The sequence below is a fragment of the Pseudomonas sp. QL9 genome (assembly GCF_041409665.1).
Taxonomy (GTDB): Bacteria; Pseudomonadota; Gammaproteobacteria; order Pseudomonadales; family Pseudomonadaceae; genus Pseudomonas; species Pseudomonas knackmussii.
Genome location: NZ_CP166971.1, coordinates 1,554,104 through 1,567,330 on the forward strand (window position 1 = coordinate 1,554,104; position 13,227 = coordinate 1,567,330).

Annotated in this window: 13 protein-coding genes and 1 tRNA gene; 6 read left to right on the top strand and 8 right to left on the bottom strand. The window is 64.9% G+C overall.

Annotated elements, in window-relative coordinates; genetic code table 11:
* The 4 genes from secD to queA form a co-directional block, all read right to left on the bottom strand.
* Positions 1-1,863, bottom strand: coding sequence for a protein translocase subunit SecD (gene secD / locus ACA097_RS07390; RefSeq protein WP_043249558.1), 1,863 nt, complete (start codon positions 1,861-1,863; stop codon positions 1-3).
* Between the two features lie 68 nt (positions 1,864-1,931).
* A complete protein-coding gene (yajC, locus tag ACA097_RS07395; RefSeq protein WP_043249556.1) occupies positions 1,932-2,273 on the bottom strand; it encodes a preprotein translocase subunit YajC in 342 nt (113 codons plus the stop codon).
* A 36-nt stretch (positions 2,274-2,309) separates the two neighbouring features.
* Complete coding sequence (tgt, locus tag ACA097_RS07400; RefSeq protein ID WP_156958113.1) at positions 2,310-3,428, bottom strand: tRNA guanosine(34) transglycosylase Tgt; 1,119 nt, start codon at positions 3,426-3,428, stop codon at positions 2,310-2,312.
* A gap of 12 nt (positions 3,429-3,440) precedes the next feature.
* Complete coding sequence (gene queA, locus ACA097_RS07405; protein ID WP_371369429.1) at positions 3,441-4,484, bottom strand: tRNA preQ1(34) S-adenosylmethionine ribosyltransferase-isomerase QueA; 1,044 nt, start codon at positions 4,482-4,484, stop codon at positions 3,441-3,443.
* 104 nt (positions 4,485-4,588) lie between these two features.
* Between queA and ACA097_RS07410 the strand changes: the two genes are divergently transcribed.
* Positions 4,589-4,674: transfer RNA gene (locus ACA097_RS07410), tRNA-Leu, on the top strand.
* Positions 4,675-4,945: 271 nt separating this feature from the next.
* Here the strand turns inward: ACA097_RS07410 and ACA097_RS07415 are convergent.
* Positions 4,946-5,437 (bottom strand): BCAM0308 family protein, encoded by a 492-nt coding sequence (locus tag ACA097_RS07415; protein ID WP_160285928.1) that lies wholly within the window; start codon positions 5,435-5,437, stop codon positions 4,946-4,948.
* A gap of 497 nt (positions 5,438-5,934) precedes the next feature.
* On the opposite strand from ACA097_RS07415, the gene ACA097_RS07420 reads away from it, so the two are divergent.
* On the top strand, positions 5,935-6,075 hold the full coding sequence (locus ACA097_RS07420; protein WP_371369431.1) for a hypothetical protein: 141 nt from the start codon (positions 5,935-5,937) through the stop codon (positions 6,073-6,075).
* A gap of 38 nt (positions 6,076-6,113) precedes the next feature.
* Here the strand turns inward: ACA097_RS07420 and ACA097_RS07425 are convergent, their stop codons facing one another.
* Entirely contained in the window at positions 6,114-7,694 is a 1,581-nt protein-coding gene (locus ACA097_RS07425) for an EAL domain-containing protein (RefSeq protein ID WP_371369433.1), read from the bottom strand.
* 188 nt (positions 7,695-7,882) lie between these two features.
* Here ACA097_RS07425 and ACA097_RS07430 point away from each other — a divergent pair, with 188 nt between their 5' ends.
* A complete protein-coding gene (locus ACA097_RS07430; protein WP_160285925.1) occupies positions 7,883-8,395 on the top strand; it encodes an RDD family protein in 513 nt (170 codons plus the stop codon).
* Between the two features lie 77 nt (positions 8,396-8,472).
* On the opposite strand, the gene lptG is transcribed toward ACA097_RS07430, so the two are convergent.
* A complete protein-coding gene (gene lptG, locus ACA097_RS07435) occupies positions 8,473-9,540 on the bottom strand; it encodes an LPS export ABC transporter permease LptG (protein ID WP_160285924.1) in 1,068 nt (355 codons plus the stop codon).
* Positions 9,533-10,657, bottom strand: a complete 1,125-nt coding sequence (lptF, locus tag ACA097_RS07440; RefSeq protein WP_371369435.1) for an LPS export ABC transporter permease LptF — start codon at positions 10,655-10,657, stop codon at positions 9,533-9,535. The genes lptG and lptF overlap by 8 nt, the downstream gene beginning before the upstream one ends.
* 200 nt (positions 10,658-10,857) lie before the next feature.
* Between lptF and ACA097_RS07445 the strand changes: the two genes are divergently transcribed.
* The 3 genes from ACA097_RS07445 to ACA097_RS07455 are packed head-to-tail and all read left to right on the top strand — an operon-like array spanning position 10,858 to position 13,195.
* Positions 10,858-12,345, top strand: coding sequence for a leucyl aminopeptidase (locus ACA097_RS07445; RefSeq protein WP_371369437.1), 1,488 nt, complete (start codon positions 10,858-10,860; stop codon positions 12,343-12,345).
* 34 nt (positions 12,346-12,379) lie between these two features.
* Complete coding sequence (locus tag ACA097_RS07450; protein WP_160285921.1) at positions 12,380-12,808, top strand: DNA polymerase III subunit chi; 429 nt, start codon at positions 12,380-12,382, stop codon at positions 12,806-12,808.
* A gap of 15 nt (positions 12,809-12,823) precedes the next feature.
* On the top strand, positions 12,824-13,195 hold the full coding sequence (locus ACA097_RS07455; protein ID WP_371369439.1) for a DNA polymerase III subunit chi: 372 nt from the start codon (positions 12,824-12,826) through the stop codon (positions 13,193-13,195).
* Positions 13,196-13,227: the final 32 nt, after the last annotated feature.

Sequence of the window (13,227 nt, forward strand, 5' to 3'; positions counted from 1 at the left end):
TTAGATCCACAGCTTCTTGAAGTCACGCCCGCCGAAGATCAGGTTGACCATCGCGCGAGTGACCAGGATGGCCGTGAACATCGAGGTGAGAATGCCGAGCGACATGGTCACGGCGAAGCCCTTCACCGGGCCGGTGCCCATGGCGTAGAGGATGCCGCCGACCAGCAACGAGGTCAGGTTGGCGTCGAGGATCGCCGTGAAGGCGCGACTGAAGCCCTCATGGATGGCGCGCTGTACCGACATTCCGCCAGCCAGCTCTTCGCGTATCCGCGAGAAGATCAGCACATTGGCGTCCACCGCCATACCCATGGTCAACACGATACCGGCGATACCCGGCAGGGTCAGGGTCGCACCGAGGATCGACATCAGCGCAACCAGCATGACCATGTTGAAGGCCAGGGCGACGGTAGCGATCAGACCGAAGAAGCGGTAGATGACGATGATGAACAGGGAGACGAACACCATGCCCCAGAGGGAAGCGTCGATACCCTTGGCGATGTTGTCGGCACCCAGGCTCGGGCCGATGGTGCGCTCTTCGGCGAAGTACATCGGCGCGGCCAGGCCACCGGCGCGCAGCAGCAGGGCCAGCTCGGACGACTCGCCCGGCGCGTCGAGGCCGGTGATGCGGAACTGGTTGCCGAGGGCCGACTGGATGGTCGCCAGGCTGATGATCTTCTTCTCTTCCTTGAACGCCTGTACCGCGACTTCCTGCTCAACGCCGTTCACCACCTGCTTGGTGTAGCGGGTGATCGGTTTCTGCTCGATGAACACCACCGCCATGCTGCGGCCGACGTTGTTGCGAGTTGCGCGGTTCATCAGGTCGCCGCCGTGTCCGTCGAGGCGGATGTTCACTTGCGGGCGACCGTTCTCGTCGAAGCTGGCGCTGGCATCGGTGACCTGGTCACCGGTGATGATCACGCCGCGCTCCAGAGCCACCGGCGGACGGCCAGGCTGACGGAACTCGAAGGATTCGGTAGCGGACTTGATCGCATCAGCCCCAGCGGCCAGGCGGAACTCCAGGTTGGCAGTCTTGCCGAGGATACGCTTGGCTTCGGCAGTGTCCTGTACGCCCGGTAGCTCGACCACGATGCGGTTGGCGCCCTGGCGCTGCACCAGCGGCTCGGACACACCCAGCTCGTTGACGCGGTTGCGCACGGTGGTGAGGTTCTGCTTGATCGAGTATTCGCGAATCTCGGCCAGCTTGGCCGGGGTCATGACCAGGCGCAGCACCTGCATGTCATTGCGGGTGTCCTGGGTCACTTCGAAATCGCGGTAATCCTTGGCGATCAGCGCCTTGGCCTTGTCCAGCGAGTCGGTATCGGTGAAGCCCAGCTGGATGGCGCGATCCTGGATAGGCAGGCTGCGGTAGCGCAGGTGCTCCTTGCGCAGCGCACTCTTGATCTCGCTCTCGTAGATGCCCATGCGGGAATCGACAGCCTTGTCCATGTCCACTTCGAGAAGGAAGTGCACGCCACCGGAAAGGTCCAGGCCCAGCTTCATCGGGTGCGCGGCGATGTTGCGCAGCCATTGCGGAGTGGTTTGCGCGAGGTTCAGCGCCACCACGTAGTCGTCGCCCATGGCGCGACGCACGATGTCCTTGGCCGGCAGCTGGTCGTCTTTCTTGACCAGGCGAATCAGGCCGCTGCTCTTGCCGAGGCTCCCCGCCTTGACGGCAATGCCGGCATCGGTCAGCGCCTTGCTGGCCTTGTCGACGTCAGCCTGGGTGACCTGCAGCGCAGTGCTCGCGCCGCTGATCTGCACAGCCGGGTCGTCCGGATAGAGGTTGGGTGCGGAATAGATGAAACCGACGGCAAGCACCGCCAGGATCAGCAGGTATTTCCACAGGGGATATTTATTGAGCATTGAGACCGCCCGTTTATGACGCGGGGCGCTTCATGCGCCCCGTCTATTGGTTTTCTTTTTAAAGGAACTCAGATGGCCTTCAGGGTGCCTTTCGGCAGGGTCGCGGCGATGGCGCCCTTCTGGAACTTCAGCTCGACGTTGTCAGCTACTTCGACGACCACGAAGTCTTCGGCGACCTTCAGCACTTTGCCAGCGATACCGGCATTGGTGACTACTTCGTCGCCCTTCTGCAGGCCAGCCAGGAGGTTCTTGTGCTCCTTGGTGCGCTTGGCCTGCGGACGCCAGATCATCAGGTAGAAGATGACCAGGAAGCCGACCAGGAAGACCCACTCGAAGCCAGTGCCGACCGGACCGGCAGCAGCGGCCGGAGCGGCTGCATCAGCGTAGGCGGCGGGAATCAGAAAACTCATCGGAAACTCCTGTCAGTATTCTTTAAAAAGGGGGGCTCAATCGCCCAGAGGCGGCGTCGGGAGGCCGCGTCGGGCATAGAAGGCGTCGACAAAGGCGGCCAATGTACCCTGTTGGATTGCCTCGCGCAAACCAGCCATAAGCCGCTGATAATGCCGCAAGTTATGGATGGTATTGAGCATGCTGCCGAGCATTTCGCCGCACTTGTCCAGGTGGTAGAGATAGGCGCGGGAGAAGTGCTTGCAGGTGTAGCAATCGCAGGTCGGATCCAGCGGCGACTCGTCGTGCTTGTGCACCGCATTGCGGATCTTGATCACCCCGGTGTCGACGAACAGATGGCCGTTGCGCGCGTTGCGCGTGGGCATCACGCAGTCGAACATGTCGACGCCGCGGCGCACACCTTCCACGAGGTCCTCGGGCTTGCCCACCCCCATCAGGTAACGGGGTTTGTCCGCCGGCATCTGCGGCGGCAGGAAGTCCAACACGCGGATCATCTCTTCCTTCGGCTCGCCCACCGACAGGCCGCCGATGGCCAGGCCGTCGAAGCCGATTTCCTGCAGGCCTTCCAGCGAGCGCATGCGCAGCTCTTCGTGCATGCCGCCCTGGACGATGCCGAACAGCGCCGAAGGACTGTCGCCGTGGGCAACCTTCGAGCGCTTGGCCCAGCGCAGCGACAATTCCATGGAGCGCTTGGCCACGTCGAACTCGGCCGGGTACGGGGTGCACTCGTCGAAGATCATCACGATGTCCGAGCCCAGCGCACGCTGGACGGCCATCGACTCTTCCGGCCCCATGAAGACCTTGGCGCCGTCCACCGGCGAGGCGAAGTACACGCCCTCTTCCTTGATCTTGCGCAGCGCGCCCAGGCTGAACACCTGGAAACCGCCGGAGTCGGTGAGGATCGGGCCTTTCCACTGCATGAAGTCATGCAGGTCGCCGTGTTTCTGGATCACCTCGGTGCCCGGGCGCAGCCACAGGTGGAAGGTGTTGCCGAGGATGATCTGCGCGCCGATGGCTTCGATGTCGCGCGGGAGCATGCCCTTCACGGTGCCGTAGGTGCCCACCGGCATGAAAGCCGGGGTTTCCACCACGCCGCGCGGGAAGGTCAGGCGACCACGACGGGCCTTGCCCTCGGTGGCCAGCAGTTCGAATTTCATGAAGCTCATGGATCAGTCCTCGGGACCGCGCGGCGCGGGGTTGCGGGTGATGAACATCGCGTCGCCGTAGCTGAAGAATCGGTATTGCTGCTCCACCGCCGCGGCGTAGGCAGCCATGGTCTCCGGGTAGCCGGCGAAGGCCGAGACCAGCATCAGCAGGGTCGATTCGGGCAGGTGGAAGTTGGTGACCAGGGCGTCGACCACATGGAAGGGCCGGCCTGGGAACAGGAAGATGTCAGTGTCGCCACTGAAAGGCTTGAGCGTGCCATCGCGCGCGGCGCTCTCAAGCGAGCGCACGCTGGTGGTACCGACGGCGACCACGCGGCCACCGCGGGCGCGGCAGGCTGCCACGGCGTCGACCACATCCTGACCGACTTCCAGCCACTCGCTGTGCATGTGGTGGTCTTCGATGCGCTCCACGCGTACCGGCTGGAAGGTGCCGGCACCGACGTGCAGGGTGACGAAGGCCGTTTCCACGCCCTTGTCGCGGATGGCTTCCAGCAGCGCCTGGTCGAAGTGCAGGCCGGCCGTGGGTGCGGCAACGGCGCCCGCGCGCTCCGCGTAGACGGTCTGGTAGCGCTCGCGGTCGGCAGCCTCGTCCGGACGATCTATATAAGGAGGCAGCGGCATGTGCCCGACCCGCTCGAGCAGGGGCAGCACATCTTCGCTGAACGCCAGCTCGAAGAGCGCGTCGTGACGCTGCAGCATCTCGGCCTCGCCACCGCCGTCGATGAGGATCTTCGAACCCGGCTTGGGCGACTTGCTGGAGCGCACGTGAGCCAGCACGCGGCGTTGGTCCAGCACGCGCTCGACGAGGATCTCCAGCTTGCCGCCGGAGGCCTTCTGGCCGAACAGCCGGGCTGGGATCACCCGGGTGTTGTTGAACACCATCAGGTCGCCCGGACGCAGGTATTCCAGCAGATCGGCGAAGTGACGGTGGCTAAGGGTACCGCTCGGCCCGTCCAGCACCAGCAGGCGGCTGGCGCGACGTTCGGCGAGTGGATGGCGGGCGATCAGAGCCTCGGGCAGATCGAAATGGAAATCGGCGACGCGCATGGAGGTAGTTCTCGAAGGGCCCGATATTCTAATGGAATTGGCAAATCCTGGCCATTCGGGTGGATTGACCGGCTAGAGCGCGCTCCCTATACTCCGCCGCCATTGCCTCGGTGGCGGAATGGTAGACGCGGCGGATTCAAAATCCGTTTCTGGCGACAGAGTGAGAGTTCGAGTCTCTCCCGGGGCACCACAGATACTTTTCAGGACTTCCCACCCAGTCCCGAAACCCACGAAGAACCGGCCCTTGAGCCGGTTTTTTGTTGCCTGCGATTCAAGCAGCGGGAGATCGTGGCGTCAGCCCCCACATTCGTGTGCGCCCACGACTCCCGCCCCGCATGAACTGCCTTACTGAGGCCCGGCCAAGGCTCGCCTGCCGCCGGACTTGCAGCGGCCACCGCCTTCCATGGCCGGCCTCTCTTCCCGCGCCTCCCCGACCCGCCCAACGGTCCCGACGGGCTGGTTCAATCCCGATGCCAGTCGACGCTCAGGTAGGACTCGCTGTCGCTGTAGCGGTAGCTGCTCTGGCCGTCGTAGGCCGCGTCCAGGGCGTGTCCAATTCGGTTGGCCAGGTGCATCCCGGTAGTCGTTGCCACCAGTTCGTCCCCATCCCGAACGATGGATATCAGCCGCTCGAGGGCATGATCATGCTTCTCGCGCTCCTCCGTATTGCGCAGCAGGTGGATGATTTCGTCTTCATGCGTTTTCAGGAAACCGCCGGAAATCCGAACTTCTCCCGCAGGTGCCTGGTCGAGAGTGCGCCGGCAAGCCGGGCAGAGGAACGACTCGACCTCCTGCGCTGAGAGGTCGACATGCCAGGTCCACTGGCCGGCGTGATACTTCACCCCGCATTGCGGACATTGCGCGAGCCCCCGCGGACGATGCGACTCGACATAGACATCGAGGCGGTCCGGCTTGAAGAGCTTGTCTTTGTGGCTTTGCTGATATTTGTCCATCGTCACTCACCTGCTGCGGGAAAATGGAAGAATGTCGCGCCTTTTCAGGACGGCGCATCCAGTCTCCCCCCGGAGGCCGGAGGCGACTTGACGATGATCAACGCGAGCGGTGAAAGCGCGGGCATCCGCCTACCTCGCCCGGGCACCCAACCATTAGGGCTGCCCGCTCCTCTACCGCCGGCTGACCCAACTGCTCGGCAACGAACCGGCCTACGCGGCGACGGTGGCCCGCCAGGTGGCTGCCGGCAAGCTCGACTTGCGCATCGAAAATCGATCGCGGCATGACGACAGTCTGCTCCCTAGCATGCATGCCATGGTCGAGACACTGGCCGACCACATACGCCAGATCGGCCAATTTCAGCATGAGCAGCATTCGCCTGAAGCTGGCCCAGCCACTGAAGGTCGTCGAAAGCGACAGCCTCGACCTACTGATCTAGCAACCCAGCGACAACTGGGCGGAATACGACCGGCAGGTGTCCTTCCCGGTGCGCGCTCAGGTGAAATGGCAGACCCGGAGCGAGGAGTGCCACAACTACGGCATGGAGTTCCTGGCGCTGGACAGCGAGTCCCGAACCCGACTCGAGGCCTGCATCAAGTACTACAACCAGTCTCCCTCCTACAGCGCCTCGGCGGCCTGACGAGCGCACCAAAGCCCGGCTGCGCTTGGCCACCGGGCTTAGGCGTCGCCCTTGTCAAACGGCGCCTCCCCAGCTTGTCCGCACCTGCCAGCACGCAACCCGGTAATGAAGTCTGCCAGCGGCATGGGCTTGGCGAACAGGTAGCCCTGGAGGCAGTCGACTCCATGGCCAAGCAGGTAATCGCGCTGCTCCGGCGTTTCTATGCCCTCGGCGATGACCAGCAGGTCGAGCTTGGCCGAGAGTTCGACGATGCTGTCGAGGATGTGCCGCATCAGGCTGTCGGTGCCGATGGAGGCAACGAATATCTTGTCGATCTTCAACGCATCCACCTGGAACTCGCCCAGGTAGGTCAGGCGCGACTGCCCAGTGCCGAAATCGTCTATCGCCAGGGTCACGCCCAAGGCGCGCAGCTGCTCGAAGAGATCGCGGATACCCTCGCTGGCCTCGATCATCTCGCGCTCGGTCAGCTCCAGCATCAGGCCCAGACTGCCCGGTGCGAAGGCCCCCAGGAAATCCGCGCAATCGTTGATCAGGCTGTTTCCCCGGCAATGCTCGGCACTGATGTTGACGCCCAGGTGGAAGCCCTGCCCCAACAGGCCGGCGTGCGGCCCCAGCCCTAGGGCCAGTTGATTGAGCAACGAGCGCGTCATCGGCACGATCAGGCCGCAGCGCTCGGCCATGGGAATGAACAGGTCGGGGCTGACCAGGCCTTCGCTGCGGTGCTTCCAGCGCATCAGCACCTCGGCGCCGACCCAGCGCCCGCTGGCACCGTCCACCAGCGGCTGCAGGTAGGGCACGAATTCGCCGGCATGCAGCGCGCGCTCCAGCTCGCGGGTCGGTGTCCCTGCGCGGCCCCACAGCCAATAGCTGCTGATGCCGGAGAGCACGCCGAGCAGGGACAGGCCCAACAGCAACGGCCAGCTGTCCTCGCGCATGTAGCGCCATTGCTCCCCGGCTTTGAAACCTCCTATCACGCTGAACGGGAAGCGATCCGAGGGCACGCTGGCATGTCCCAGCGGTAGCGCTTCAGGCGGGCCGAGGTGGACGTTCCCCTCCTCGTCCATCCAGCGACCCCCGACCTGCAGCTGCAATTCCGAGCGCAGATCCACCAACTGCAGAACGCTGGTCACGTAGCGGCCATCGATGGTCGCGAGTACACCGAAGCGCCCGTCGACCATTCGATTGACCAGCAGTGAGGTAGTGGGCGTGACCTCGTTGCCCGCCATCAGCAGCAGGCGGCCATCGGTATAGGCCGGCACGTCTACCGGGCGGTCGTACGGGCCGTATAGCGAGGTGCAGAAGATGCGCTCATCGCGGGTCAGATTGAGCGAGCGGACGAAGGGCACTATCGCGACCTGTTGCCGCAGGACCGGCTCGGCATCCAGGCAATCGCCGGCCGAATAGGCGATGGTGGTGCGCGCCGCTCCCACCGCGTTGGCCAGCATTACGTCGACCAAACGCTCCGCCTCGCTGGCGGCATGCCTGGCTTCCTTTTGCAGACTCGCCAGCGTCTGCCAGTAGACGATCGCCCCGCCCACAGCCAGCGGCAGCATCGCCATTGCTAGCGAGAACAGCGCACGCACCAGCCAGCGGCGCCTGGCCTTGTTTGATAGCGGCATCCCTGAAATTCCACCGGTTCGGCGCCCCGCCGCTGCGGCGCGCCAAGGCCTGCCAATTGCCCGCAGCGCCTGCGGCAAGCGTAGCCCGCGTGCGGCACCCTGTCGGCCAACATGAGACGGCGAAGTCCGTATAATCCCCGGCCACCGCCGGGATCGCCCCCGCCCCACGCCAGCGCACAGGCCACACTATGTCCAAGCCCTCGCTCCAGCCATCAGGAAATTTCCCGCCCGCCCCGCTGCTGCGTCGCTTCGCCGCGATGTTCTACGACTTCCTGCTCTGCGTGGCGCTGATGATGGTGGTCACCCTGCTCTACCAGCAGGTGGTGCTGCGCCTGATCCTCGGCAGCGAGCGCCTGAAGCAGCTCGCCGACCAGGGCGGCCTGATCGGCGATCCGGTGTTGTCCAGCCTGCTGTTCATCAGTCTGTTCGCCTTCTTCGCGAAGTTCTGGACCCACAAGGGCCAGACCCTCGGCATGCAGGTCTGGGGCATCCGTGTGCAGAACCGCGACGGCAGCGCGATCAGCCTGGTTCAGGCGCTGCTGCGCTTCGTCATCGCCATCGCCTCCTGGCTGTGCGCCGGCCTGGGCTTCCTGTGGATGCTCTGGGACAAGGACAAGCGCACCTGGCAGGACCGCTACTCGGAAAGCGTGGTCATCCAGATCCCCAAGGACGTGCGCAAGGCGACCCAGGGCCGCGGCTGAAGCGCGTCACCATGAAAAAAGCCCGGCGCCAAAGGCAGCCGGGCTTTTTTATGCGTGGTATCGCGGCGTTTGCCGGCTCACCCCGCTCGCTTGAGCAACCAGGCGCCGAGTAGCGCACAGATCGCTGCCGGCACCAGCACCGCCAGCAGCGGCGGGAAGTTGAACACCTGGCTGGACGGACCGAGCAGGTCCTGGGCGATACGGAAGGTGAAGCCCACCAGCACGCCGGTGAACACGCGCTGGCCGAGGGTCACGCTGCGCAGCGGGCCGAAGATGAAGGAAATCGCCATCAGCACCAGTGCCGCAGTGACCACCGGCTGCAGGACCTTGGTCCAGAACGCCAGCCAGTAGCGGCTGCTGCTCAGGCCCTGTTCCTGCAGGTAGTGGATGTAGTCCCACAGACCGCTGATCGAGAGCGACTCCGGCTCCATTACCACGGTGCTCAGCAGTTTCGGACTGAGCTCGATATTCCAGGACTCGGTCGCCTGCTGCTGCACTTCGCTGCGTTTCTCCTGCGGGTGCAGCACAGTGGTGGTGACGTCTTCCAGCACCCACTGGCCGTTCTGGAAAGTCCCGCGCTTGGCAAAGCTCGAACGCAGCAGCTGGTGCTGCTCGTCGAAGTCGTAGCGGGTCACGCCAAGCAGAAGCCCATCGGCCTGCACCACGTTGATGTGGATGAACTCCTGGCCCTGGCGGTGCCACAGCCCGTTGCGCGAACTCACCACGCCGCCATCGCTCTGGGCCAGGGCACGATCGCTCTGCGCCTGGTTTTCGGTATAGGGCACGACGTACTCGCCGATCAGGATGCCGACGAACATCAGCACCAGCATCGGCTTCATCACCGCCCAGACGATGCGCTGCAGCGACACGCCGGCAGCACGCATGATGGTTAGCTCGCTGTTGCTGGCCAGGGTACCGAGGCCGACCAGGCAGCCGATCAGCGCGGCCATCGGCAACAGGTCGTAGATCCGGCTTGGGGTGGTAAGCAGGATGTACTTGGCTGCGGCACCCAGGGTGTAGCTCTCGTCCAGCGCGCCGAGCTGATCGATGAAGGCGAAGGTCATCGACAGGCCAAGGATCACGCCCAGCACTGCAAGGATGGACAGGAAGACGGTCGCGCCGACGTAGCGGTCGAGCTTACGCATGCTGGCGCTCCTCGACGGAACGGGTACGGGAAGCCGCCCACTTCAATCTCAGGGGTTCCCAGTAGACCAGCAGCAGGCCGATTGCGAGGAAGAGCAGGTGGACCCACCAGAGCCCGATGCCCAGCGGGATCTTGCCCTTGTCGAGCATGCCGCGAGTAGTGATCAGCAGCGCCAGGTAGCTCATGTACAGAAGCACGGCCGGCAGCAGCTTGAGGAAGCGCCCCTGGCGCGGGTTGACCTTGGACAGCGGCACCGCCAGCACGGTGACGATGAACACCAGCAACGGGATGGACAGGCGCCACTGCAGCTCCGAGCGCATGCGCGGCTCCTTGCTGGCCAGCAGCTCGCTGGTGGGGATGGCGTCGCGGTCATCGATCTCGCTGCTCACTTCCGGCTTGGGCAGCAGCACGCCGTAGGTGTCGTACTTGATTGCCCGGTAGTCGGCCTGGCCCGGCACGCCGTCGTAGCGGTAGCCATCGCTGAGGATGAGGTAGCGGCTGCCGTCAGGATGGATCTGCTGCACGCCGTGGTGCGCCACCAGCACCGCATCAGTGCCCGGCTTGCCGTTGTGCGGCGGATTCTTCTCGGCGATGAACACCCCACCGAGCTGCGCGCGGTCGTTGGACAGCTGCTCGGTGTAGGTCACCCGGCTGCCGTCGCGCATCGACTGGAAACGCCCCGGAGCCAGGGTGTCGAACTCGGTCATGGCGTCCTGCTTGTTGAGGATCAGCTGCATGCGCTCGATGCCCTTGGGCGCCAGCGACAGGCTCAGCCAGGCCACCAGCAGGGCCACCAGCAGGGCCGGCGCCATGCTGTAGGCGAGCAGGCGCTGCTGACTCATGCCGGTGGCGGTGAGCACGGTCATCTCGCTGTCCAGGTACAGCCTGCCATAGGCCAGCAGGATGCCGAGGAACAGGCCCAGCGGCAGGATCAGTTGCAGGAAGCCGGGCATGCGCACGCCCATGATCATGAACAGCGACCCTGGCTCGAGTGCGCCCTGAGCCGCCTGGGCCAGGTACTTGATGAAGCGGCCGCTCATGATGATCACCAACAGCACGGCGCTGACCGCGCTCATGGTGACCAGGACTTCGCGGGAGAGGTAACGGAAGACAATCAAACCGGGCACTCCAGGGTTGTCACGCTCGGCCGGCTACGCTCAAACTAGCCGCCTCGAGGCTCTGCCGGCCCGCGCAGACACGGACCGGTGAAAAATACCCGGCATTATCCTGCGATTCGCCGGAGCTGTCACTGCGCATACACCCAGCCGCGACCGTAAGCCTTTCGCCATCTCGACCCTTCGATTGGGGACACCTTGCCATGGAATTCCTTGTAAAAAGCGCCAGTCCGGAAACCCTGAAGACCGCCACCCTGGTCGTCGCCGTCAGCGAAGGCCGCAAGCTCGGCAACGCCGCCAAGGCCGTGGACGCCGCCAGCGGCGGTGCCATCGCCAGCCTGCTCAAGCGCGGAGACCTGGCCGGCAAGGTCGGCCAGACTCTACTGCTGCAGAATTTGCCCAACCTTAAGGCCGAGCGCGTGCTGCTGGTCGGCGCCGGCAAGGAACGCGAACTCTCCGACCGCCAGTACCGCAAATTGGTTTCCGCCGTGCTCGGCAACCTGAAGAGCCTCGGTGGCGGCGATGCCGTGCTGGCCCTGGGCGAGCTGGCGGTCAAGGGCCGCAACGCCCATGGCAAGGCACGCCTGCTGGTCGAGACCCTGGCCGACGGCCTCTACGTGTTCGATCGCTACAAGAGCCAGAAGGCCGAAGCGCCGAAGCTGAAGAAACTCACCCTGCTGGCCGACAAGGCCGATGCCGCCGCCGTCGAACTGGGCGCGAAAGAAGCCCAGGCCATCGCCAACGGCATGGCGCTGACCCGCGACCTCGGCAACCTGCCGCCGAACGTCTGCCACCCGAGCTTCCTTGGTGAGCAGGCCAAGGCACTGGCCAAGGAACACAAGGGCCTGAAGGTCGAAGTGCTCGACGAGAAGAAACTGCGCGAGCTGGGCATGGGCTCCTTCCTCGCCGTAGCCCAGGGCAGCGACCAGCCGCCGCGCCTGATCGTGCTGCAGTACAACGGCGGCAAGAAGGAAGAGGCCCCGCACGTCCTGGTCGGCAAGGGCATCACCTTCGACACCGGCGGCATCAGCCTGAAGCCCGGCCTGGGCATGGACGAAATGAAGTTCGACATGTGCGGCGCCGCCAGCGTCTTCGGCACCTTCCGCGCCGTGCTCGAACTGCAGCTGCCGATCAACCTGGTGGGCGTTATGGCCTGCGCCGAGAACATGCCCAGCGGCGGCGCCACCCGTCCGGGCGACATCGTCACCACCATGAGCGGACAGACCGTCGAGATCCTCAACACCGACGCCGAAGGCCGCCTGGTGCTGTGCGATGCACTGACCTACGTCGAGCGTTTCAAGCCGGCCTCGGTCGTGGACATCGCCACCCTCACCGGCGCCTGCATCGTCGCCCTGGGCAGCAACACCTCGGGCCTGATGGGCAACAACGACGCCCTGGTCCGCCAGTTGCTGAAAGCCGGCGAGATGGCCGACGACCGTGCGTGGCAGCTGCCGCTGTTCGACGAGTACCAGGAACAGCTGGACAGCCCCTTTGCCGACATCGCCAACATCGGCGGGCCGAAGGCCGGCACCATCACCGCCGGCTGCTTCCTCTCGCGCTTCGCCAAGAAATTCCACTGGGCGCACCTGGACATCGCCGGCACCGCCTGGATCAGCGGCGGCAAGGAAAAGGGCGCCACTGGCCGCCCGGTTCCGCTGCTGACCCAGTACCTGCTGGACCGCGCCAAGTAATGGCAAAGCGCAATCGCCGTACGGGATCGCCGGCATGACCCGGGTCGACTTCTACGTCATCCCCAGCGCCGATCCCGACGCGCGCCTGACCATCGCCTGCCGCCTGGCCGACAAGGCCTGGCGGCAAGGCATGCGGGTGTACCTGCTGTGCGCCGACGAAGCCCAGCGCGAAACGCTCGATGCGCGCCTGTGGAGCTTCCGCAGCGACGCCTTCCTGCCGCACAACGCGGTCGAGGAAGATGCCGACAGCGCGGTGACCCTCGGCCTCGGCGAGCCGCCGGCCGGCCAGCACGACCTGCTGATCAACCTGACCCTGCAAGTGCCCGCCTTCGCCGGCAAGTTCGCCCGCATCGCCGAACTGGTGGTGGAGGAACCCGCCATCCGCCAGGCGGCACGGGAGAATTTCCGTTACTACCGCGACCAGGGCTATCCTTTGCAGGACCATCGCCTGCCGCGCCTCTGACGCTCCCTCGGAACCATGGACAGCCGCAAGCCACCAACCACCGACCCCGACCACCTGCTCGACGACCTCGAGTCGATCCACGATCTGCTCGGCGAAGCGGAAGGCAACCCGCCCCTGCTCACCGAGTCCTTCGAGCCGGACAACATCCCGCTGCTTTCCGACGTGGTGACCCCTTCGCCGCGCCCGCAACAGGCGCCGGAGCCGCCGGCCGCGCCCGAACCGATCACCTGGGACAGCGAACAGGCGCGCCTGGACAGCGAGCTGCGCGCCGCGGCGCAGCTGATCCTGCAGGACGTGATCGACGACTTCGTGCCGCAGATCGAAGCCGAGCTGCAACGCCGACTGGAAGCCCGCCTGCAACGCCTGCTGGCCCAGCGCAAGTCCTGACCGCATCGAACCGCTCCCCTGTAGGAGCGGAT

What these genes read in the sequence shown, in the direction of transcription:
- secD (WP_043249558.1), bottom strand. Translation starts at nt 1,863, where the DNA reads ATGCTCAATAAATATCCCCTGTGGAAATACCTGCTGATCCTGGCGGTG.
- lptG (WP_160285924.1), bottom strand. Translation starts at nt 9,540, where the DNA reads ATGCGTAAGCTCGACCGCTACGTCGGCGCGACCGTCTTCCTGTCCATC.
- tgt (WP_156958113.1), bottom strand. Translation starts at nt 3,428, where the DNA reads ATGAAATTCGAACTGCTGGCCACCGAGGGCAAGGCCCGTCGTGGTCGC.
- ACA097_RS07450 (WP_160285921.1), top strand. Translation starts at nt 12,380, where the DNA reads ATGACCCGGGTCGACTTCTACGTCATCCCCAGCGCCGATCCCGACGCG.
- ACA097_RS07415 (WP_160285928.1), bottom strand. Translation starts at nt 5,437, where the DNA reads ATGGACAAATATCAGCAAAGCCACAAAGACAAGCTCTTCAAGCCGGAC.
- ACA097_RS07455 (WP_371369439.1), top strand. Translation starts at nt 12,824, where the DNA reads ATGGACAGCCGCAAGCCACCAACCACCGACCCCGACCACCTGCTCGAC.
- ACA097_RS07425 (WP_371369433.1), bottom strand. Translation starts at nt 7,694, where the DNA reads ATGCCGCTATCAAACAAGGCCAGGCGCCGCTGGCTGGTGCGTGCGCTG.
- ACA097_RS07445 (WP_371369437.1), top strand. Translation starts at nt 10,858, where the DNA reads ATGGAATTCCTTGTAAAAAGCGCCAGTCCGGAAACCCTGAAGACCGCC.
- yajC (WP_043249556.1), bottom strand. Translation starts at nt 2,273, where the DNA reads ATGAGTTTTCTGATTCCCGCCGCCTACGCTGATGCAGCCGCTCCGGCC.
- ACA097_RS07430 (WP_160285925.1), top strand. Translation starts at nt 7,883, where the DNA reads ATGTCCAAGCCCTCGCTCCAGCCATCAGGAAATTTCCCGCCCGCCCCG.
- queA (WP_371369429.1), bottom strand. Translation starts at nt 4,484, where the DNA reads ATGCGCGTCGCCGATTTCCATTTCGATCTGCCCGAGGCTCTGATCGCC.